Raw genomic sequence first — 21,281 nt, 5'->3', positions numbered from 1 at the left:
CGTCAGCCCCTCACTTGGCCCTACTCTTACCAGTGATGGACGGCTGCCTGTGATGGACGACGGGTCGATGGCCTCGGACGATGCTGCCTTGGGCCTCGCTCCCGGCCGTCTGCAACTGCCCGCCATGCTCGTCCTGGTGGCTCCGGATTGCTATGGCGACAGCATGACGGCCGTGGAGGCGGCCGCGGCCATCGCGACAGGCTGGACCAGGTGCCGCCCCGGCGACCGGTTCATCGTCGCCCCGCAGTCCGACGGCGGCCCCGGCTTCGTCGAGGTGCTGGCCAGCCGGCTGGGCAAGACGCGGCGTCTGCGGGTGTCCGGGCCGCTGTCCACCATGGTCGAGGCCAAATGGGTGTTCGACCCCACCACGACCACCGCTTACCTGGAGTGCGCGCAGGCGTGCGGCCTGGCCCTGCTGGGCGGTCCGCCCACCCCGGAGACCGCGATGGCGGCCCACAGCAGGGGAGTGGGGCAGCTGATCGCCGAGGCTATGCGGGCCGGGGCGACGCGGATCGTGGTCGGCCTCGGCGGCAGCGCGTGCACCGACGGCGGGCAGGGGATGATCGCCGAGCTCGGCGGCCTGGACTCCGCCCGCCGCCAGCTGGGCAATGTGGAGCTCATCGCCGCCTCCGACACCGAATATCCCCTGCTCGGGCCGTGGGGAGCGGCCAGGGTGTTCGGGCCGCAGAAGGGCGCGGACACGGTCACCGTCGCGGCCCTGGAAGTCCGCCTCCAGGCGTGGGCCTTGATCCTGGAAGCCGTGGCCGGACGCGACGTCAGCGCCGAACCGGGGGCGGCCGCCGCCGGCGGTATCGGCGCCGGGCTGCTGGCGCTCGGCGGCCGGTGCGAGTCGGGCGCGGCGATCATCGCCCATCACACCCGCCTGGCCGATGACCTGGACATGGCGGAGCTAATCGTCACCGGTGAAGGCCGCTTCGACGAGCAGTCGCTGCACGGCAAGGTGGTGGGCTATCTCGCGGACGCCGCCCGGCCGCGGGGAGTGCCGGTGATCGTGCTGGCCGGCCAGGTCGACCTGGACAACGCCACCGTCCGCTCGGCGGGCATCATGTCCGCCCTGTCCATCGCCGAGCACGCCGGATCGGCGCGGCTGGCGCAGGCCGACGCGGCCAATCAGCTGATGGGTCTGGCATCCGTGGTGGCGGCGCGGCTCGGGAATAGCGGTCCCGCAAGGTACCGTTGATCCAGTGGGCTTTTTCCGGGCGGATCTGGCCGCTTAACTCGAGGCCAGCGGGCTCGAACCTGAATGGACCCACCCAACGATGAGGCATGTAGGAGAAGCAATGACGGTGCAAAACGAGTCGACCGCCAAGACGCACGGCGTGATCTTGACCGAGGCCGCCGCCACCAAGGCAAAGTCCCTGCTCGACCAGGAGGGCCGGGACGACCTGGCGCTGCGTATCGCGGTCCAGCCGGGCGGGTGCGCGGGCCTGCGCTACAACCTGTTCTTCGACGACCGGACGCTGGACGGCGATCTGACCGCGGACTTCGGCGGTGTGAAGCTGACGGTGGACCGGATGAGCGCGCCCTACGTGGAAGGCGCGTCCATCGATTTCGTCGACACCATTGAGAAGCAGGGCTTCACGATCGACAACCCCAACGCCAGCGGCTCGTGCGCCTGCGGCGACTCGTTCAACTGACCGGGTAGCCCCGGGCTCAGTACGAGCCCCCGGTGCGCAGCACGTACGAGCAAACCATGATCTGGCCCCGCTGGAACAGCAACTGGGCGATGCCCTGCAATTGACCGCGCAGCGGTCCGCCGGTCGCGGGCGACACCTTCATGGTGAACAGCGCCTGGGCCTGGTACTGCGACAGGTAGACGATCTTGTCGATCGAGGTGACCTCGACCTCGGAGAACTGCTTGCGGAACGCGTCGCTGCTCAGCTTGGCCAACGCCTGGTCGGAGCGTTTGTCGCGCACGCCGTCGTACATCCCGCACAGCGCGTTGCGCACGATCTCCTCGGTGTCGCGGTGGTCTAGCGCGTCCAGGTACCCCTGGATGGCCGTCTTGGCGGCGCCCTCCGAGAACGTGGCCCCGGTGTTGGCCCCGTTGGTGCGGACGCCGTAGACGATCGCCACGGTCAGCGCGGCTACCAGCGCGAAGGCCAACAGGATGCCGACGACCAGCCGCCGCTTGGATCGGGGCGGCGGCGGGTAGGGCATCGGCGGGGGCGGCTGCCCGGCATAATTGGCCGGAGCCGGGTCGCCGGCGCGCGGGTCGTCGGGAAATTCGAGCGGCTGAGATCCGGCCGGGGGCTCAGGTCCGCTGGGTCCGCTGCCGCCGACGGTGTGGTTCGGCGAGTGCGGACCTGCCATCCTGGTTCTCCTACGGTGGTAGACGGGAGTACGCGCGGGATACCCCGACCGAGCATCGTGTCCCGGCGACTTGAGCGAGTTCCCTAGGGAGGCTAGCGCACCGCTTCGTGCCGACCGTGGACACAGCGACGGTCCGGAGGCGTGCGTAAGCTAGATAACCTTACTAACGAAGGGCGGAGACATTCGTGACGATCGCGGTGACAGGTTCGATTGCGACCGACAATCTGATGCGGTTCCCGGGCAAGTTTTCCGAGCACCTGCTGGCTGAGCACTTGCAGAAGGTATCGCTCAGTTTTCTGGTCGACGACCTGGTGATCCACCGTGGCGGCGTGGCGGGCAACATTGCCTTCGCGATCGGCGTGCTCGGCGGCGACGTGGCGCTGGTGGGCGCGGCCGGCGACGACTTCGACGACTACCGGCAGTGGCTGCAGTCGCACGGTGTCAACTGCGACAACGTGCTGATCTCGAAGACGGCGCACACGGCGCGATTCACCTGCACCACCGACGTCGACATGGCCCAGATCGCGTCGTTCTACCCCGGCGCCATGTCGGAGGCCCGCAACATCAAGCTCGCCGACGTGGTGTCGTCCATCGGCGAGCCGGAGCTGGTGATCGTCGGGGCCAACGACCCGGACGCGATGGTGGTGCACACCGAGGAGTGCCGCAAGCTGGGCCTGCCCTTCGCCGCAGACCCGTCCCAACAGCTGCCCCGCCTGTCCGGCGAAGAGATCGACAAGCTCGTCGACGGCGCCGCCTATTTGTTCACCAACGACTACGAGTGGGAGCTGCTGCTCAATAAGACCGGCTGGTCGGAGTCCGACGTGCAGGGCAAGGTCGGCCTGCGGGTGACCACGCTGGGCCCCAAGGGCGTGGACATCGTCGAGCCTGACGGCACGACGACCCACGTGGGCGTCGTGCCCGAGACCAGCCAGACCGACCCCACCGGCGTCGGCGACGCGTTCCGGGCCGGTTTCCTCACCGGGCGCAGCGCGGGCCTGAACCTGGAGCGCTCCGCGCAGCTGGGCTCGCTGGTAGCCGTGCTGGTGCTGGAATCGACCGGGACCCAGAACTGGGAGTGGGACCGCGAGACGGCGGTGAGCCGGTTGGCGGGTGCCTACGGCGACGACGCGGCCAACGAGATCGCCACGGTGCTGGCCTGACGGCGTCGAGCGTGAGCTGAGGGCGGCGACACACCGAAAATCTCCGCCCAGGGTTCACACTCGAAGCTCGCGACCCGGCCTATAGCTGGACGGGGTAGTGCGGCTCGCTGATCTGCGGCACCACGGTGTGCTCGACGAAGATCGCGTGCCAGAGCATGAAGATCAGCAGCGTCCACAGCCGGCGGCTGTGATCGCCGGCGCCGTTGCGGTGCTCGTCGAGCATCCGCCGGACGGCGGCCAGGTCGACGAGGTGACCGGCCTGCGAGGTGGCCACCAATCCGTAGGCCCAGTCCAGCAATTCGCCCGCGCGCAACCAGTGCCGGATGGGCACGGGAAACCCGAGCTTGGGCCGGTGCAGCACGTGCGCCGGCACGATCGGCTCGAGGGCCCGCCGCAGCGCGTACTTGGTGGTGGTGCGGGTGATCTTGGCCTCGACGGGCAGCCGCGAGGCGACGGCGAACACCTCGGGATCCAGGAACGGCACCCGCAGCTCCAGCGAGTTGGCCATCGTCATCTTGTCCGCCTTGACCAGGATGTCCCCGCGCAGCCAGGTGAACAGGTCGATGTGCTGCATGCGGGCCACCGGGTCCCAGCCGGCCGACTGGGCGTACACCGAGGCGGTGATGTCGGTGTGGGTCCATTCCTCGCGGAAGCCCGGCAGCACGTCGCGCAGTTGCGCGTCGGAGAAGCTGCGGGCGTTGCCGTAGTAGCGCTCCTCGAGCGTCAGCGAGCCGCGGTGCAGCAGGCTCTTGCCCCGCATGCCCTCCGGCAGCGGCTTGGACACCTTGCCCATCGACCGCCGCAACGGCCGCGGCAGGTAATCGAAGGGCTTGAGCGACAACGGCTCCCGGTAGATCGTGTAGCCGCCGAAGAGCTCGTCGGCGCCCTCCCCGGACAGCACCACCTTCACGTGCTTGCGGGCCTCCCGGGCGACGAAGAACAGCGGCACCAGGGCGGGGTCGGCCACCGGTTCGTCCAGGTACCACACGATTTCGGGCAGGGCGGCGACGAACTCGTCCGGGTGGACCACCTTGGCGATGTGGCGGGCGCCGATCGCCTCGGCCGAGGCGACCGCGACGTCGATCTCGGAGAACCCCTCCCGCTCGAAGCCGGTGGTGAAGGTGATCAGGTTGGGGTTGTGCCGGATCGCCAGCGCCGCGATGGCGGTGGAGTCGATGCCGCCGGACAGAAACGCCCCGACGGTGACGTCGGCGCGCATGTGCTTGGCCACCGAGTCCTCGAGCACCGCGGTGATCTCGTCGTAGCGGGCCTGTTCAGTGTCGCGGGTGATGGGTGTGGCGGCGAAGCGCGGCACGAAATAGCGGGTGACCTCCGGCTGCCGCCCGGGCCGTATCCGCGCGTAGCAGCCCGATTCGAGCCGGCGCACCCCGCGGTGCAGCGTCTCGGGCTCGGGCACGTACTGCAGCACGGTGTAGTGCTGCACGGCGCGGTCATCGATACCGGTGTCGAATCCGCCCAACTCCGCCAGGTCCAGCAGGCATTTCTTTTCGCTGGCCACCGCCGTGCCGCCGGCGCCGGTCGCCATGAAGAGCGGCTTGATTCCGAAAGGGTCTCGGGCGCAGAACAATTCGAGGGTGGCGGTGTCCCACAGGGCGAAGGCGAACATGCCGCGCAGCCGGGTGAGCACGTCGGCGCCCCAGTAGTGGTAGCCGGCGACGATGGCCTCGCCGTCACCGTCGGTGGCGAACACCGCGCCGTGCGCGGTGGCCAGCTCGTCGCGCAGTTCGAGGTAGTTGTAGATCTCCCCGTTGAACACCAGCACGTAGCGGTCGGGAGCCTCCGGCGGTCCCCACCGCAGCGGCTGGTGCGAGTGCGCGATGTCGATGATCGACAGCCGGTTGAAACCGAACACGACCGATCCGTCGGCACCCGGGTCGGTCCACGTGCCGGGCTCGTCGGGGCCGCGGTGGCGCATCAAGTGCGACGCGCGCGCGATGGCATCGTCGGCCCGGGCGGGGTCGGCACTGTCCGGGGCAGCGACGAACGCCAGCAGACCACACACGGCGCCCCAGTATGCCGCACGTTGGGCACGCCGTTGCGGTCCCACCCGGGACGCCCGCAAATGGCCGGGCGGCCCAGCGCGCCGGGGTTTCGTCGCTCGGGTCGGCGGCGTGGTCTACGCTGCGTAGTATTCGATATCCGAGCAGGAGGCGCCAACGTGACACCTCGCGAGCAGGTCCGTTCGCAACGTATGTCGCAGGGCAGGTTTCGGCAGGGTTTTTCCCGTCGTCTGCGGCCCCTGGCGCTGGCCGCGACGTTCGGCGTGTTGGCGCTCACCCTGAGCGGATGCGGCTGGTCGGACGTGCTGGGTCTGGGCTGGCCCAAGGGCATCACCCCGCAGGCCCAGCTCAACCGCGAGCTGTGGATCGGAGCGACGATCGCCTCGCTGGTGGTCGGGGTCATCGTGTGGGGTCTGATCTTCTGGGCGTCGGCCTTCCACCGGAAGAAGGCCACCGACACCGAGCTGCCGCGTCAGTTCGGCTACAACATGCCGCTCGAGCTGGTGCTCACCGTGACGCCGTTCCTGATCATCTCGGTGTTGTTCTACTTCACCGTGGTGGTGCAGGAGAAGATGCTGCACGTCGACAAGGACCCCGAGGTGGTGGTCGACGTCACCGCCTTCCAGTGGAACTGGAAGTTCGGCTACCAGCGCGTTGACTTCAAGGACGGCACGCTCACCTACGACGGTGCCGACCAGGCGCGTAAGAACGCCATGGTCTCCAGGCCCGAGGGCAAGGACGCTCACGGCGAGGAGCTCGTCGGGCCGGTCCGCGGGCTCAACACCGCGGACCGCACCTACCTGAACTTCGACAAGGTCGAAATCCTGGGCACCAGCGACGAGATCCCGGTGCTGGTGCTGCCCACCGGCAAGCGCATCCAGTTCCGGTTGGCGTCCGCGGACGTCGTCCACACGTTCTGGGTGCCCGAGTTCCTGTTCAAGCGCGACGTGATCCCCAACGCCGAGGCGAACAACTCGGTGAACGTCTTCCAGGTCGACGACATCAGCAAGCCCGGGGCGTTCGTCGGGCACTGCGCGGAGTTCTGTGGCACGTATCACTCGATGATGAACTTCGAGGTTCGGGTGGTGCCGCCCAACGACTTCAAGGCTTACCTGCAGCAGCGGATCGACGGCAAGAGCAACGCCCAGGCATTGCAGGCGATCGGCCAGACGCCGCTCGCGGTGACCACTCACCCGTTCGACACCAAGCGCGGTCAGTTGGCCGGAAGCCAGTAGGTTAGGACACCAAATGCATATCGAAGCCAGGCTTTTCGAATTCGTCGCCGGGTTCTTCATTGTGGTTGCGGTGCTTTATGGCGTGCTGACGGCGCTTTTCGCCACCGGCGGCGAGGAGTGGGCCGGGACGACCGCGCTGGCACTGACGGGCGGACTGGCGTTGATCGTGGCCACCTTCTTCCGGTTCGTGGCGCGCCGCATCGATACTCGGCCCGAAGACTACGAGGGCGCCGAGATCAGCGACGGAGCAGGTGAATTGGGCTTCTTCAGCCCGCACAGCTGGTGGCCGATCCTGGTCGCGCTGTCGGCGTCGGTGAGCGCGGTGGGTATCGCGCTGTGGCTGCCGTGGCTGATCGCCGCGGGGGTGATGTTCGTCCTTGCGTCGGTCGGGGGACTGGTCTTCGAGTACTACATCGGGCCCGAGAAACACTGATCCGCAGCCGTTAAGGTCACAATCCGATCACGTGATCTGTGGCCGGTTCGCCAAGACTTCTTTGCCCCTCTCGGTTCGGTAGTGTTTTGCCCAGGCAAATGACAATTTCTCAAGCGCGCGCGCAACGATATGGCCCCGGGGCCCCGCGCGCTGGTGAGGCAGTCGGACAGGGCAGGCAAAGATGAGCGGGCCGAAACCACCGGAATGGGATCCTGAGGAACCCGATTCGGTGAACGAGGCTCCCCACCAACCGGATTCCGACATCGAGCCCGCGGACGTCCCCGAACCCGAGGGCGAACCCGGGCACGTCGAAGAGATCGAACCCTTCGACGACGGCGCCGAGCCGGCGGCCGACCAGACGGGCCAGACCGACGCCTATTCGCGGGCCTATTCGGCGCCCGAGTCCGAGCATTTCATGAGCGGCCCGTACCTGCCGGCCGACCTCAGGCTCTACGACTACGACACCTTCGACGAGTCGGCCGACGCCGAGGACGAACACGGCGCTCCGCGCTGGCCATGGGTGGTCGGGGTCGCCGCCATCGTGGCCGCCATCGCGCTCGTGGTGTCGGTGTCGCTGCTGTTCGCGCGCACCTACACCACCAAGCTGGCCAACCCCAACACCACCACCGTCCCGTCGACGCCGCCGATGCAAGACGAGATAACGACCACCAAACCGCCGCCGCCACCGCCTCCACCGCCGCCCACGACCGAACCGCCGCCCCCGCCACCAACGGAGACACAGACCGTGACGGTCACACCTGCACCGCCGCCACCACCGCCGGCGCCCGCTCCGGCGCCGCCCCCGGCCACCTCCACGGCGGCGGCGCCACCCCCGCCGCCGACGACCCCGGCCGGGCCGCGACAGGTGACCTATTCGGTGACCGGCACCAAGGCGCCCGGCGACATCATCTCCGTGACCTACGTCGATGCGTCCGGTCGGCGGCGCACCCAGCACAACGTGTACATCCCGTGGTCGATGACCGTCACGCCGATCTCGCAGTCCGACGTGGGCTCCGTCGAGGCGTCCAGCCTCTTCCGCGTCAGCCGGCTGAACTGCTCGATCACGACAAGCGACGGAACGGTCCTTTCGTCGAACACCAACGACTCACCGCAGACGAGCTGCTGATGGTCAGCAGGTATTCGGCGTACCGGCGCGGGTTGGGGGACGACACCATCTCGCCCGACGTCATCGACCGCATACTGATCGGGGCGTGCGCTGCCATCTGGCTGGTATTGCTGGGCGTGAGCGTGGCCGCGGCCGTCGCACTGGCGGACCTGGGGCGGGGCTTTCACAAAGCGGCCAGCGGCACGCACAGCACCTCCTGGGTGTTGTATGCCGTGATCATTGTGTCCGCGCTGATCATCGCCGGGGCGATCCCGATGCTGTTGCGGGCCCGCCGGATGGCCCAGACCGAGCCGGCCGCCCGGGGGATGACCGCGCCCAACCGGCCCCCGGTGCGACTAATGTCCCAGGCGCCGCGCACCGCGGCCGAACGGGCGAGGCAACCGCGGGTGCAGGCGCCGGTTCAGGCTGCCGACTCCGAATGGTCGGGTGAGACGGTCGATCGGGTGTGGTTGCGCGGCACCGTGCTATTGGTCGCCGCGATCGGCGCGGCCCTGGTCGCGGTGGCCACGGCAACCTATCTGATGGCCGTGGGCCACGACGGCCCCTCCTGGGTCGCATACGTGGTCGCCGGCGTCGTCACCGCGGGGATGCCGGTTATCGAGTGGCTGCACGTTCGTCAGCTGCGCCGCGCCGTCGCCGCGCAGTAGGCCCTACGACGCCTTGGCGTACCTGCGAACCAGTTCGTCCTCACCGAACGTGCTCGTGTGCTGCGTGCCGTTGTCGTCGCGGCCGAAGAACGTCCAGCGCCGGGGAGTGGTCTGCGGCCCGCTGATCATCTTGACGGTGTAACGCAGCTTCGTCGGACTCAGCGTGCCGATGATGTCACCGACCCGGATCTTCGAAGGATGGATCTCCGGGGCGTCGCCCCAGTCCTGTATCGCCATTGCGCCCATCCTCATCGTGTAAGCCCACCGCTCACCCGGAAAGCGTCACGGTCAGGCCCTCGCCACTTTAGTGCACAGACGGGACCGGCCCGTCCGCCCGGCCGCGGATGCGCCCGGCCAGATCGGTTCCTGCGCCATCGTGACGGCCGTCCGGCACCCTGGCCGCTCCCGAGGGTCACTGGGGGCGTAGCGTCAGCTGCGAGCCGTTTCGTTGTCAGCGGTGGTGCGCCGCGATCGGTGCGGCGCCACCTACGGGCAATGCGATTCCTCCGTCCGTCCCGCGCTCGCCGGGGCGAACGACGCCGACGTGAAGGGAACCGCCCGTGGATGCCGCAGAAGTTCCTGGCCGTGCCGGCCAGGTCCTTGGATGACCGAATTGATCGAACGCCGACGCCGGGCCAACCCCGTCCGGCTGTCGGTTTGTCGTGAACTCGGCCGCCCCATCGACGGCGCGTGGTGGCCACGCGCGGACCGCATCACCAACGAATTGCCCGAGCTGGTCGCCCTCCTGACTCCCTTGCTGGGCGGCGTCAACGCCATCAACGTCAACTGGCCACCACTGCAGCGACCACCCGACTTGAACTGGTCGGGATGGGAACGAAAGCGCCAGCACGTGATGACCGTCGTCGGGGGCGACGCACGCGTCAACCTGCTCGTCATCCCCTACGCGACCTACAGCGCGCTCGCCCTCATGGTGCTGCGCTGCGCGGCCGGCCTACCCGTCGAAGAGCGCGACCAGACGAAGCCGGCGTTCCTGGCCGCCGGCTCCATCCTGCGGGCCGCCCAGCAGCAGTGCGCCACGGCCTGCACCGAACCAGCACGAAGCTAGTGGTGCTCGCCGTTCTTCCCGTTCGAACCGACCGTTGTTTCCTGGTGCTCGCGCAGGGCGGTGAGCGCACGTTGTTCGGAGCTGTGTGCAGCCTCGCGCAGCGCCGCATCCTCCGACGCGGGATCGGCGAACAAGAAGCTGCCGCTACCCGGTGAACCGGCCGAGCCCAGCTTGTTCATCCGCTTGGGCAGCGCCGCACCCTGGTACTCGAGCGGGAGCGGGTGGCCGTGGTCGTCCACCGGTCCGAGCGGCTGATGCAGCTCGATGTAAGCGCCGTGCGGCAGCCGCTTGATGATGCCCGTCTCGATGCCGTGTGCGAGCACCTCCCGGTCGCTGCGCTGCAGCGCGATGCACCACCGGTAGGCGATGAAGTAGACCACCGGCGGGAGGACGACCATGCCGATGCGGCCGATCCACGTCGTCGCGTTGAGCGAGATCTGGAACTTCAACGCGATGATGTCGTTCATCGCGCTCAGCGTGAGCACCATGTAGAACGCGATCGCCATGGCACCGATGGCCGTGCGCACCGGGGCGTCACGTGGCCGCTGCAGCAGGTTGTGGTGGGCACGGTCGCCGCTGAACCGCTTCTCCAGGAACGGATAGACGATCAGCAGGATGAAGATCAATCCCATCAGCAGCGCCACCCAGACCGGCGCCGGGATGGTGTGGTGCCAGAAGTAGAACTCCCACGGCGGCCAGACACGGGCCAGGCCTTCGGTCCACATCATGTAGAAGTCGGGCTGCGAGCCGGCCGAGACGTGAGAAGGCTTGTACGGGCCCAGGTTCCAGATCGGGTTGATCTGGAGCAGCCCGCCCATCAGGCCGAGCACGCCGACGATCGCGGCGAAGAACGCGCCGGACTTGACCGCGAAGATGGGCATGACGCGCACGCCGACGACGTTCTGCTCGGTGCGACCCGGCCCGGGGAACTGGGTGTGCTTCTGGAACCACACCATGGCCAGGTGTAACCCGATCAGGGCCAGGATGATCCCCGGCAGCAGCAGAATGTGCAGGGCGTACATGCGCGGGATGATGTAGCCCGCGGTGGCGCATTCGTTACCCACACCGCCGCAGGGGAAGTCGCCGCCGAACAGCGCCCAGTGCAGCCACGTGCCGATCACCGGCATCCCCAGCGTGATCGATGACAGTGACGCCCGGATCCCGATGCCCGAGAGCAGGTCATCGGGAAGCGAGTAGCCGAAGAAACCCTCGAACATCGCCAGAATAAACAGCAGCGAGCCGATCACCCAGTTGGCCTCACGCGGCCGCCGGAACGCGCCGGTGAAGAAGATTCGCGCCAGGTGCACCATGATCGACGCCGCGAAAATCAGTGCGGCCCAGTGGTGTACCTGCCGGACGAACAGGCCGCCGCGCACCTCGAACGAGATGTCAAGAGTCGAGGCGAAGGCCTTGGACATGTCGACGCCACGCAGCGGCTGATAGGCGCCGTTGTAGGTGATCTCGGCCATGGACGGGTCGAAGAACAGCGTCAGGTACACGCCGGTGAGCAACAGCACGATGAAGCTGTACATCGCGATCTCGCCCAACAAGAACGACCAGTGCGTCGGGAAGACCTTGTTGAGCTGCCGACGTACCGCCGCCGAGGGGTGATAGCGCGTGTCGATGTCTTCACCCTGACGGGCCAAGACGTCGCCGATCTTGGGCGGTTTCGGGGGACTCAGTTTCGGACTCATGTTGTCGTCCTCTCCCAGAATGCCGGTCCGACGGGCTCGGCGAAGTCACCGTTGGCGACTAGATACCCGTTGGTGTCGATCGTGATGGGCAGTTGCGCCAGCGCGCGGGCCGCCGGGCCGAAGATCGGCTTGGCGAAATGCAAGGCGTCGAACTGCGACTGGTGGCATGGGCACAGGATTCGGTAGGACTGCTCCTCGTACAGCGACGCGGGGCAACCCAGGTGCGAGCAGACCTTGGTGTAGGCGAACAGCTCGCCATAGTTGAAGCTCTCCTGGCCCTGGCGCTTGACCACCCGGGGCATGTCCGACGGTCGAACCCGGATGAGCATCACGGGGTTGCGGACGCCCTGGTTGATGGCGCGGAGCTTTTCCTGTGATTCCGGCGTGGTGCCGTCGCCGTCGGATTCGCGCCACGGGAAGACGGTCTCCATGCCGCCGGCGTCGATGTCTTCGGGGCGCATCTTGACGAACGGTGATGCACCGGCAGAGCCGGTTGCCCGCGCGAGGAAGATGGTCTCGCCCGCATAGCGCGGTGTCCAGCCGGACGTCCACAGCACGGCTTTCTTCCCATTGGCGCTGGGCACCAACGGTTTCCACGGGTTCTTGATCAGACCGCCGGCAAACGCCACCAGCGTCGACAGGCCGAACGCGCCCAGGCCCAGTCCCAGGGAAAGCCCGATCACCTTGCGCCGCCGGACGGTTGAGCCATCAAGGGCGTCAGTCAGGTTCGCCACCACCGTCTTGCGGTCGATGTCCCGGGAGGCCCCGTCATGCCGCTCCTGGATCGAGATCTCTTCCGGGATAAACCTTTTCTGGTACAGGATGGTACCGATGGCGATCGACAGGATCGACATCCCGAAGGTCAGCCCGTACAGCGGGGTGGCCAGGTCGTACAGCAGACTGCCGGGGGCATCCTTCGGCTTGTACTCCCACGGCCAGAACAGGAAGACCAGCAGCAGCGCCAGCCCGAAACCACCGCCGAGCAAGAGCCACAGGGCGACTCCACGCTCGGCGCGTTTCTCGGCTTTGGTGCCCTCGACGGGCCAGCGGGGTTCCTTGACGATCGTCTCGACGCCGTCCAGCTTGCCGCCGAGCGCCACCAGCTCCTGCTGCGACATCGCTGCCAGCGCCGCGTCGTCGGGTTCCCTCTCGCCGACACCCTGGGCGGTCCCGCCGGTGTCGGAGCCGCGAACGTCCTCTTCGCTCATGATGCTCGTGCCCCAATCCACAGTGCCAACGCGATGGCGGCGACCATCCCGATGATCCACGCGGCCATGCCCTCGGGTGCGGGCCCGAATCCACCGAGGCCGTAGCCGCCGGGCTGGCGCTCTTCACTGACCGACTTGATGTAGCCGATGATGTCCTTCTTGGCTTCGAAGGACAGCTGACGGTCGGAGAACTTCGGCATGTTCTGCGGGCCGGTCCGCATGGCCGCCAGGATCTGCTGCTCGTTGGGCGCCTCGAGGGCCGGCGCGTACTTGCCCGACGACAGCGCCCCGCCCTTGCCGGTGAAGTTGTGGCAGGAGGAGCAATTCAGCCGGAACAGGTCGCCGCCGCGGCCCAGGTCGTCACCGCGCAGCGACTTCATCGCCAGGCTGCCGTCCGGGTTGCGCACCGTCGTCGGACCGCCGCCGTTGGCCTGCACGTACGCGCCCAGCGCGTCGACCTGCGCCTCGTCGAAGATCGGCTCCTTGCGCGGCGCCTGCGCCTCGCCGGTCATCGCGGGCATCCGGCCGGTGGAGACCTGGAAGTAGACGGCCTCCTCACCGACGCCGATCAGGCTGGGCCCGCGGTCGGGCACACCCTGCAGGTTGGCGCCGTGACAGGACACGCACGACGTGTCGAACAGCTGCTTGCCGGTCCGCAGCAGCGCCGAGGACGACTCGTCGGCGACGGCCACCTGCGGGCGTGGCGTCAGCACGGCGGCCAGGCCGCCGGCGATGGTCAGCGCGATCAGCAGCAACAGCCCGCCCGACAAGCGGCGGCGCAGCCGCCGCCTCGAGCGGTCGCGCTGCCCTTGACGCGGCTTCCGGTTTCGCATGGACCCCAGCTTCTTCAACCGAGAACTCCTGTTCATTCCTGTATTCGGAGCCGCCGGCTCATCGGATGAAATAGATCACGGTGAACAGCGCGATCCACACGATGTCGACGAAATGCCAGTAGTAGGAGACGACGATGCTCGCGGTGGCCTGCGCCGGAGTGAACTTGCTCATCGCGGTGCGGGCCAGCAAGAAGATGAAGGCGATCAGACCGCCGGTGACGTGCAGGCCGTGGAAGCCGGTCGCCAGGTAGAACACGCTGCCGTAGGCGCTGCCGGGAATCGTGGTGCCGTGCGTGGCCAGGTGGAAGTACTCGTAGCCCTGCCCGCAAACGAAGAACAGGCCCATCAGGAAGGTGATCACGTACCAGCGGCGCAACCCGAAGACGTCGCCGCGTTCGGCCGCGAACACACCCATCTGGCAGGTGAACGACGACGCGATCAGCACGAGCGTCACCGGGACGGCCTGATAGAGGTTCAGTTCGGTCGGCGGTGGCGGCCACTTGCCGCCGGACTGTGCACGCGCGGTGAAGTACATCGCGAACAGGCCAGCAAAGAACATCAGCTCGCTGGAGAGCCAAACGATGGTGCCGACACTGACCATGTTGGGTCGATTCAACGAATGAACGCGCGACGTGATTGCAGTACCTGAGGTCCCTACAGCGCTGGTCACATCCGCAAGTATGACGCTTTGTAGTTGATTAACTCCACCCGGGGCGGCATTTGATGTTTTCGCGTCGCGACGCCGTCGGGAGCCGACGGCTTTCCGCGCCGGTTGGGGCAGGTCGGGTCCGCGTGGGACCATCGGCGCGTGGCTGTGTCATCTGAGGCTTCCACCGGCGGGTCCGCCGCGCGACCGGCCGGGGCGGCACCCTCGTGGCCAGGTGTTCTGGCCCGGTTGATGGGCGGTCAGGATCTGGCGCGCGGCCAGGCCGCCTGGGCCATGGATCAGATCATGGCCGGCGACGCGAGCCCGGCGCAGGTCGCATCGTTTGCGGTGGCGATGCAGATGAAGGTCCCGACCTCGGCCGAGGTCAGCGAGCTGGCCGACGTCATGCTGGGCCACGCGCGCCCGATGCCCGCCATCCGCGACGACAGCGTGGACATCGTCGGGACCGGTGGTGACGGCGTCAACACCGTCAACCTCTCCACCATGGCGGCGATCGTGGTCGCGGCCGCCGGCGTGCCGGTGGTCAAACACGGCAACCGCGCGGCGTCGTCGTTGTCCGGCGGTGCCGACACGCTGGAGGCGCTCGGGGTGCGTATCGACCTCGAACCCGAGCGGGTGGCGCAGAGCCTGACCGAGGTGGGCATCGGGTTCTGCTTCGCGCCGCTGTTCCACCCCTCGTACCGGCACGCGTCGGTGGTGCGCCGCGAGATCGGCGTACCGACGGTGTTCAATCTCCTTGGACCCCTTACCAATCCGGCTAGGCCGCGGGCCGGCCTGATCGGCTGCGCGTTCGCCGACCTCGCCGAGGTGATGGCGGGGGTCTTCGCCGCGCGCCGGTCCAGCGTGCTGGTGGTGCATGGCGACGACGGGCTTGACGAGTTGACGACGACCACCACCAGCACGATTTGGCGGGTGCAGGCCGGGACGGTGGACAAGCTGACATTCGACCCGGCCGGATTCGGTTTTGCCCGAGCCGATCTCGGAGATCTGTTGGGCGGCGACGCGCAAGCCAACGCGGCGGAGGTGCGCGCGGTGCTGGCCGGTGACAAAGGCCCGGTCCGGGACGCCGTCGTGCTCAACGCCGCCGGGGCGATCGTCGCCCACGCCGGCCTATCCAGCCGCGCTGAATGGTTGCCGGCGTGGGAGGACGGGCTGCAGCGCGCCGTCGCGGCGATCGATTCCGGCGCGGCCGAACAGCTGCTCGCGCGATGGGTGCGGTTCAGCCAGCAGGTCTGAATCGTGTTGGGCCGCTTGTTCGTAGGCCAGCCGCGCCGAGCGCGCCGAGGCCGCCCAGGACGCCCACGCGCCGGCCGAGCGCAGTGGTGAAGCCCAGCCGGCGGCGTCGGGGGAGTCGTCGACCCGAACGATGCGCACCCCAGGACCGGCCAGCCAGCGCGCGATGAGCGCGGATTCCTCCACCAGCGCACCGCCCAGCGGGGCCGCGACGGGCAAAATCGCCTGTGCCCCAGCCACAATGGCGTCGACCATCGGCATCGGGGGCACCCCGCGCCTGGCGGTGCCGGCCGCGGCGAGCTGGCCGTGCCGGACGACGGCGAGGTGGTAACCACCGTGCCCGTCGGGCGCGGCGGCGATCAGCTCGGGCAGCGTGGCCAGGGCGCGCAACCGCTGGCCGCGCCACAGGATCTCGACGGCCGTGGCGGTGCGGTCGCGCAGGCGCGCGGCGCTTTCGAAATTGCGGCGCTCGGCCAGCGCCGTGACCTGATCGACGGCTGCCGATACGGCGGCGTTCTCCATCCCGTCGATCAACGCGGCGATGCGCGCCACGGCCGCCGCGTATTGCGTGGCCGTGATGCCGCGCGCCGCGGGACACGGTGAGACCTCGGCCTCGGGGCAGGCCGGCCCGTGCAGGACCGAGCGGCCCAGCCGGGCCGTGCAGGTCCGAAGACCGGTGAAGCGGGCCAGCAGCGCGGCGGTGTCGGCGGCGTCGGCGCGCGACCGGAACGGGCCGACGGCGCGGTCGTGGCGCGGTGCCCGGACCACCGCGAGCCGCGGGTACGCCTCGTCGGTGAGCGCCACCCACCACCACCGGTGCGGGAACCGGGAACGGCGGTTGTAGGGCGGGGCGTGCGCGGCCAGCAGCCGCAGCTCGCGGACGCCGGCCTCCAGCGCGTGCGCGCACTCGACGTGGTCGACCGCGGTGGCCAGATTGACCATCTCCTTCATCCGGCCGCGTGGGTCGGCGCCGGTGAAATACTGCCCGACCCGGCGGCGCAGGTCGACGGCGGTGCCGACGTAGAGCACCTCGCCCGACGGCCCGCGAAACAGGTAGACCCCCGGGCGGTGCGGCAGGCCCTGGGCTAGGACCCGCTTGCGCCGCTGGGCCGGCGTCACGTCCGGCAGGTAGGAGCGCAGGTCGGCGTAGGTGTGCACCCCCTGGTTGCCCACCCGCTCGATGAGCGCGTGCAGCACGTCGACGGTGGCGCGGGCGTCGTCCAGCGCGCGGTGCGTGGGCTGGGTGGCGACGGCAAACAGCCGCGCCAGCGCGGCCAGCCGCACCGTGGGGGCTTCCTCGCGGCTGAGCACCCGGCGGGCCAGCCGCACGGTGCACAGCACCTGCGGCCGGGGCCAGGGGATATCGCACCACGCCGCGGCGGCCCGCAGAAATCCGACGTCGAACCCGGCGTTGTGGGCCACCAGCACTGTCCCGTGGTCCAAACCCGCGAATTCGAGGAACATCGGCAACACCGCGTCGATTGTCGGAGCGTCGGACACCATCGCGGTGGTGATGCCGGTCAGCCGCACGATCTGGGGCGGGATGCTGCGCTCCGGGTCGACGAGCGTGGCGAACTCGCCGAGCACGGCGCCGCCGCGCACCTTGACCGCCCCGATCTCGGTGATGGCGTCGGGCGCGTTTCCGTCGGTGCTTTTCGTGCGTCCGCCCGTGGTCTCCAGGTCCACCACCACGAAGGTCGTGTCGCGCAACGTGACGTCGGCGGTGGCGAAGGATGACCCCAAGTCGGTGAAACTGAGCTGAGTCGCACCACCGGCACCCATGGCCGCGACGTTAAGCGGGTCCACCGACACCCGCGCGGTTCCCACGCCGAGCGAGCCGAACGCGTCCGCCAGCCGAAACGCGGCGCCGGGGGTTGTCGGTGGGTGTGGTTACCGTTCGGAGAATCCGACCTGACGTTCGCCAAGCTTGACCGAGAGGACCGATCCCGATGGCACGAAGCAATGGGCCCGACAGCGACGGCGCGACGGTGCCGGACTCGGGGGCGCCGGTGGTGATCGACTGCGACGACTGCGCGGTGCGCGGACCGGGATGCCGCGATTGCGTAGTCAGCGTGTTACTCGGGGTCCCGGGAACTTTGTTGGAGGACGAATGCGCTGCATTGGCGGTGCTTGCCGATGTTGGCCTGGCACCGCGATTACGGTTGGTGCCTATCCGCCGCGAACGCGATTCGGGCGTAGCCTAAGATGCTTTGTGTGCCAAAGGTTTACGAGGGCGTCAGCGTCGTCCACATGATAATGACAGAAATCTATCCAATTTCTTAACCCCCCGCTTTGGACAAACGTCGATATCGTTTCGTAACCTGTTTGAGACCTAAACCAGCTCGACGGCGCCTGGTCGTCGATGGCCCGTTTAAGGAAGCAAAATCTTGAGGCTTGACGCTAGATACCCGTTTGCGCGTGTCATCACACGATTTGTCATCGGGACGCTAGCGGGCTTGACAGTCTTAGCGGGTGCCCTCGCCGCGAACGTCTCGGCCGACCCGGCCGAAGATGCGCTGGCCAAACTCAACGAGTTGTCCCGCCAGGCCGAGCAGACCACCGAGGCGATGCACAGCGCGCAGCTCGACCTGAACAACAAGTTGGTGGCCCAGCGTGCGGCGGACAAGAAGCACGACGACGCTCAGGCCGCCGTCGATGCGGCCAAGGCTCGCCTGGCGTCGTTCCAGGGTGCCGTGAACAAGCTCGCCGCCGCGACCTACATGGGCGGCCGCGTCGACGGCATGACGGCGATGCTGACCGCGGGATCGCCGCAAGGGCTGATCGACAAGCTGGCCATGCAGCGGCTGATGGCGACGCAGATGGCCGACCAGATGACGAGTTTCCGGGCCGCCGGCGAGCAGGCCACCAAGGCCGAGCAGGCGGCCGCCAAGTCCGCCGCCGACGCGAAGAGCGCGGCCGAGCAGGCCGCCGCGGTGCGAGCGAGCCTGCAGTCCAAGCAAAGTCAGCTGCAGGTGCAGATCGCGGTCGTCAAGTCGCAATACGTTTCCTTGTCGCCCGAGCAGCGCACCGCGCTCGCCGATCCCGGCCCCGTCCCGGCGGGTCTCCCGGCGCCCGGCGCCCCCGCGCCGGAGGCCGCACCGCCCGGCGCGCCGCAGGCACCAGGGCAGGCCCCCGGTGAGGCTCCGCCTCCCGGCGGAATGCCCGGACCGTTCGGCGGCGGCGTCGGCGGCGGTGACCGCGGGACCGTCGTACAGGCGGCCTTGACGCAGGTCGGTTCGCCGTACGTCTGGGGCGGTGCCGCGCCCGGCGGGTTCGACTGCTCCGGCCTGGTGATGTGGGCGTTCCAGCAGGCCGGCATCTCGCTCCCGCACTCCAGCCAGGCGCAGGCCCAAGGCGGCCAGCCGGTGTCCCTGTCGGACCTGCAGCCCGGCGACGTGGTCACCTTCTACAACGACGCGTCACACAGCGGCCTCTACGTCGGTGACGGCATGGTGATCCATTCCTCCACCTACGGCCAACCGGTGCGCGTGGTGCCGATGAATGCGGCAGGCCCGATCCACGACGCCCGCCGCTACTAGAGGCCCCAGCCCGCGGCGCCGGCGGCTGACGCTGCTGCTGGCCTGGGTTTTCCTTGTCGAGCTCATCGTCGCCGCGGCCGTACCGCTGGACGCGGGACGCGGCGGCGGCACACGACCCCCGCAACTGATCACGCCCGCACGCAGCCAGGTCAGCGCCGCGACGAAGTCACTGGTCGTCGGTGACCGCAACGTTCGGCTGCTCGGCCTCGGCGGTCCGGCCGGCGACCGGCTGCTGTCCCGGGTGGCGTCCGGCATCGGTGCCGCGATCAACGCGGTCGAGGCGTTCTGGGGCGCCGACTGGTCGCGCGACATATCGGTGGTCGCCGCCCACACCGACGAGGAGTTCCGCGCCGCCGCCGGCGGCGGTCCGGCGGCGCAGTGGGCGGACATCGCGGCGGTGACGGTCGCCGAACGTGTCGATCCCGCTCACCGGGTGGTTATCGGTCAGCGGATCGTCTTCGCGCCCGGCGCGGCCAACATGACCGAGGGTGCGCTGCGAATCGTGTTGACCCACGAGCTTTTTCACTACGCCGCCCGTGCGGACACCGCCGCGGATGCGCCCCGGTGGCTGACCGAGGGCGTGGCCGATTTCGTCGGCCGGCCCCGGACTCCGGTGCCCCTCGACGCGCTGCCGGTCCCGCTGACGCTGCCCTCGGACGCCGACCTGGACGCGCCGGGGCCGCAGCGGTCGCTGGCGTACGACCGTGCGTGGTGGTTCGCGCGTTTCGTCGCGGACACCTTCGGGACGGCCAAGCTGCACGACCTGTATCTGGCCGTCTGCAGTGCCGGGCACACCGACGTGGCCTCCGCCGTCCACGACGTGCTGGCCACCGACTCGCCCGGCCTGCTCGCGCGCTGGCACGAGTGGCTGACCCACGCCGGCTGACCGATGCCCCGCACGGACCGTGCGCGCGTCAGGCTAGCCTGACGCAGTGAGTCGGGTCCTGCTGGTAACCAACGACTTTCCGCCCCGGCCGGGCGGCATCCAGTCCTACCTGAGCGACTTCGTCGGGCACCTGGTCGACGCCGGGTTGCATTCGATCACGGTGTACGCGCCGCAATGGAAGGGCGCCGACGTCTTCGACGCTGCGGCCGAAGCGGCGGGTTACCGGGTGGTCCGTCATCCCGGGACGTTGATGCTGCCCGGCCCGGCGGTGGACGCCCGGATGCGCCGGCTGATCGGCGACAACGGCATCGACACCGTCTGGTTCGGCGCGGCCGCGCCGCTGGCGCTGCTGGCGCAGCGCGCCCGGCAGGCGGGGGCGACCCGGGTGGTGGCCAGCACGCACGGTCACGAAGTGGGCTGGTCGATGCTCCCCGTCGCGCGGTCGGTGCTGCGGCGCATCGGCGACACCACCGACGTCGTCACGTTCGTCAGCCGCTACACCCGCGCCCGGTTTGCGCCGGCCTTCGGGCCCAACGCCTCGCTGGAATACCTGCCGCCCGGCGTCAACACCGACCGGTTCCGGCCCGACCCGGCGGCCGGCGCCGCGCTGCGCGACCGGTATCGGCTGGGGGAGCGGCCCACGGTTGTGTGCGTGTCCCGGCTGGTCCCGCGCAAGGGTCAGGACATGCTGATCAAGGCGCTGCCGTCGATCCGGCAGCGCGTCGAGGGCGCCGCCCTGGTCATCGTCGGCGGCGGTCCCTACCTGGAATCGCTGCGCAAGCTCGCCCGCGACTGCGGGGTGGGCGAGCATGTGACGTTCACCGGCGGCGTACCGGCCGCCGAGCTGCCCGCCCACCACGCGCTGGCCGACGTCTTCGCGATGCCGTGCCGCACCCGCGGCGCCGGCATGGACGTCGAGGGCTTGGGCATCGTCTTCCTCGAGGCCTCGGCGACCGGCAAGCCGGTGATCGCCGGCGACTCCGGTGGGGCTCCAGAAGCCGTGCAGCACAACAAGACCGGACTAGTTGTCGATGGGCGCTCGCTGAACGCCGTCGCCGACGCCGTCACCGAGTTGCTCCGCGACCGCGACCGGGCCGCCGCCATGGGCGCGGCCGGGCGGGAGTGGGTGACGGCCCACTGGCGCTGGGACACCCTCGCTGCGCGGCTGGCCGAAATCCTCCGCGCTGACGGCGCCTGAC

General features: G+C 69.0%; 20 protein-coding genes and 1 pseudogene. 13 read left to right on the top strand and 8 right to left on the bottom strand.

What is annotated here, in order from left to right; translation table 11 throughout:
• Window positions 1-124: 124 nt before the first annotated feature.
• Together A5781_RS02990 and A5781_RS02985 are read left to right on the top strand one after the other, a co-directional pair.
• Entirely contained in the window at window positions 125-1,201 is a 1,077-nt protein-coding gene (locus A5781_RS02990) for a glycerate kinase (RefSeq protein WP_066951824.1), read from the top strand.
• Between the two features lie 100 nt (window positions 1,202-1,301).
• The gene (locus tag A5781_RS02985; protein ID WP_067200914.1) at window positions 1,302-1,658 is read left to right on the top strand and encodes an iron-sulfur cluster assembly accessory protein; all 357 of its coding nucleotides are present in this window, start codon (window positions 1,302-1,304) and stop codon (window positions 1,656-1,658) included.
• A gap of 16 nt (window positions 1,659-1,674) precedes the next feature.
• Here the strand turns inward: A5781_RS02985 and A5781_RS02980 are convergent, their stop codons facing one another.
• Window positions 1,675-2,334, bottom strand: a complete 660-nt coding sequence (locus A5781_RS02980; protein WP_067200911.1) for a hypothetical protein — start codon at window positions 2,332-2,334, stop codon at window positions 1,675-1,677.
• A gap of 185 nt (window positions 2,335-2,519) precedes the next feature.
• On the opposite strand from A5781_RS02980, the gene A5781_RS02975 reads away from it, so the two are divergent.
• Window positions 2,520-3,494 (top strand): carbohydrate kinase family protein, encoded by a 975-nt coding sequence (locus tag A5781_RS02975; protein WP_067200908.1) that lies wholly within the window; start codon window positions 2,520-2,522, stop codon window positions 3,492-3,494.
• A 79-nt stretch (window positions 3,495-3,573) separates the two neighbouring features.
• Here the strand turns inward: A5781_RS02975 and asnB are convergent, their stop codons facing one another.
• The gene (gene asnB, locus A5781_RS02970) at window positions 3,574-5,517 is read right to left on the bottom strand and encodes an asparagine synthase (glutamine-hydrolyzing) (protein ID WP_067200906.1); all 1,944 of its coding nucleotides are present in this window, start codon (window positions 5,515-5,517) and stop codon (window positions 3,574-3,576) included.
• A 156-nt stretch (window positions 5,518-5,673) separates the two neighbouring features.
• Between asnB and A5781_RS02965 the strand changes: the two genes are divergently transcribed.
• The 4 genes from A5781_RS02965 to A5781_RS02950 all read left to right on the top strand — a co-directional run bounded on the left by A5781_RS02965 (window position 5,674) and on the right by A5781_RS02950 (window position 8,956).
• A complete protein-coding gene (locus A5781_RS02965; RefSeq protein ID WP_067200904.1) occupies window positions 5,674-6,750 on the top strand; it encodes a cytochrome c oxidase subunit II in 1,077 nt (358 codons plus the stop codon).
• Window positions 6,751-6,763: 13 nt separating this feature from the next.
• Window positions 6,764-7,183 carry a cytochrome c oxidase subunit 4 gene (locus A5781_RS02960; RefSeq protein ID WP_067200900.1) on the top strand — a complete coding sequence of 140 codons (420 nt, stop codon included), beginning with the start codon at window positions 6,764-6,766 and terminating at the stop codon, window positions 7,181-7,183.
• 181 nt (window positions 7,184-7,364) lie between these two features.
• Window positions 7,365-8,309, top strand: a complete 945-nt coding sequence (locus A5781_RS02955; RefSeq protein WP_067200897.1) for an MmpS family transport accessory protein — start codon at window positions 7,365-7,367, stop codon at window positions 8,307-8,309.
• The gene (locus tag A5781_RS02950) at window positions 8,309-8,956 is read left to right on the top strand and encodes a DUF2561 family protein (RefSeq protein WP_067200895.1); all 648 of its coding nucleotides are present in this window, start codon (window positions 8,309-8,311) and stop codon (window positions 8,954-8,956) included. The genes A5781_RS02955 and A5781_RS02950 overlap by 1 nt, the downstream gene beginning before the upstream one ends.
• Before the next feature lie 3 nt (window positions 8,957-8,959).
• Here A5781_RS02950 and A5781_RS02945 read toward each other — a convergent pair whose 3' ends face one another.
• Window positions 8,960-9,193 carry a hypothetical protein gene (locus A5781_RS02945; RefSeq protein WP_067200893.1) on the bottom strand — a complete coding sequence of 78 codons (234 nt, stop codon included), beginning with the start codon at window positions 9,191-9,193 and terminating at the stop codon, window positions 8,960-8,962.
• Window positions 9,194-9,560: 367 nt separating this feature from the next.
• On the opposite strand from A5781_RS02945, the gene A5781_RS02940 reads away from it, so the two are divergent.
• Complete coding sequence (locus A5781_RS02940) at window positions 9,561-10,022, top strand: DUF5994 family protein (RefSeq protein WP_067200890.1); 462 nt, start codon at window positions 9,561-9,563, stop codon at window positions 10,020-10,022.
• Here the strand turns inward: A5781_RS02940 and A5781_RS02935 are convergent.
• The 4 genes from A5781_RS02935 to A5781_RS02920 are packed head-to-tail and all read right to left on the bottom strand — an operon-like array spanning window position 10,019 to window position 14,427.
• On the bottom strand, window positions 10,019-11,716 hold the full coding sequence (locus tag A5781_RS02935; RefSeq protein ID WP_067200887.1) for a cytochrome bc complex cytochrome b subunit: 1,698 nt from the start codon (window positions 11,714-11,716) through the stop codon (window positions 10,019-10,021). The two genes, A5781_RS02940 and A5781_RS02935, sit on opposite strands and share 4 nt — an antisense overlap.
• Complete coding sequence (locus A5781_RS02930; RefSeq protein WP_067200884.1) at window positions 11,713-12,924, bottom strand: ubiquinol-cytochrome c reductase iron-sulfur subunit; 1,212 nt, start codon at window positions 12,922-12,924, stop codon at window positions 11,713-11,715. The genes A5781_RS02935 and A5781_RS02930 overlap by 4 nt, the downstream gene beginning before the upstream one ends.
• Window positions 12,921-13,775 carry a c-type cytochrome gene (locus tag A5781_RS02925; RefSeq protein WP_067200882.1) on the bottom strand — a complete coding sequence of 285 codons (855 nt, stop codon included), beginning with the start codon at window positions 13,773-13,775 and terminating at the stop codon, window positions 12,921-12,923. Before A5781_RS02925 ends, A5781_RS02930 begins: the two co-directional genes overlap by 4 nt.
• A 40-nt stretch (window positions 13,776-13,815) precedes the next feature.
• A complete protein-coding gene (locus A5781_RS02920; RefSeq protein ID WP_055401014.1) occupies window positions 13,816-14,427 on the bottom strand; it encodes a heme-copper oxidase subunit III in 612 nt (203 codons plus the stop codon).
• Window positions 14,428-14,565: 138 nt separating this feature from the next.
• Here A5781_RS02920 and trpD point away from each other — a divergent pair, with 138 nt between their 5' ends.
• Window positions 14,566-15,660 (top strand): anthranilate phosphoribosyltransferase, encoded by a 1,095-nt coding sequence (gene trpD, locus A5781_RS26035; protein ID WP_156624327.1) that lies wholly within the window; start codon window positions 14,566-14,568, stop codon window positions 15,658-15,660.
• On the opposite strand, the pseudogene A5781_RS02910 reads toward trpD, so the two are convergent.
• Window positions 15,598-17,439: pseudogene (locus tag A5781_RS02910) on the bottom strand (DEDD exonuclease domain-containing protein); the annotation flags it as partial. The gene trpD and the pseudogene A5781_RS02910 sit on opposite strands and share 63 nt — an antisense overlap.
• A 167-nt stretch (window positions 17,440-17,606) precedes the next feature.
• Between A5781_RS02910 and A5781_RS26030 the strand changes: the two are divergent.
• The 4 genes from A5781_RS26030 (at window position 17,607) to pimB (ending at window position 21,280) form a co-directional block, all read left to right on the top strand.
• Entirely contained in the window at window positions 17,607-17,861 is a 255-nt protein-coding gene (locus tag A5781_RS26030) for a hypothetical protein (RefSeq protein WP_082939197.1), read from the top strand.
• Window positions 17,862-18,044: 183 nt separating this feature from the next.
• A complete protein-coding gene (gene ripC / locus A5781_RS02905) occupies window positions 18,045-19,196 on the top strand; it encodes a peptidoglycan hydrolase RipC (protein WP_067200879.1) in 1,152 nt (383 codons plus the stop codon).
• Window positions 19,159-20,082 carry a hypothetical protein gene (locus tag A5781_RS02900; protein WP_369817670.1) on the top strand — a complete coding sequence of 308 codons (924 nt, stop codon included), beginning with the start codon at window positions 19,159-19,161 and terminating at the stop codon, window positions 20,080-20,082. The genes ripC and A5781_RS02900 overlap by 38 nt, the downstream gene beginning before the upstream one ends.
• A gap of 46 nt (window positions 20,083-20,128) precedes the next feature.
• Window positions 20,129-21,280: a GDP-mannose-dependent alpha-(1-6)-phosphatidylinositol monomannoside mannosyltransferase gene (pimB, locus tag A5781_RS02895; protein ID WP_067200876.1), complete on the top strand. Its 1,152-nt coding sequence runs from the start codon at window positions 20,129-20,131 to the stop codon at window positions 21,278-21,280.
• Window position 21,281: the final 1 nt, after the last annotated feature.

It is taken from the genome of Mycobacterium sp. 852002-30065_SCH5024008 (genome assembly GCF_001665645.1).
Classification (GTDB): domain Bacteria; phylum Actinomycetota; class Actinomycetes; order Mycobacteriales; family Mycobacteriaceae; genus Mycobacterium; species Mycobacterium paraffinicum.
The sequence above is the reverse complement of the archived record's forward strand: the minus strand, read 5'-3'. Positions and strand labels throughout refer to the sequence as shown.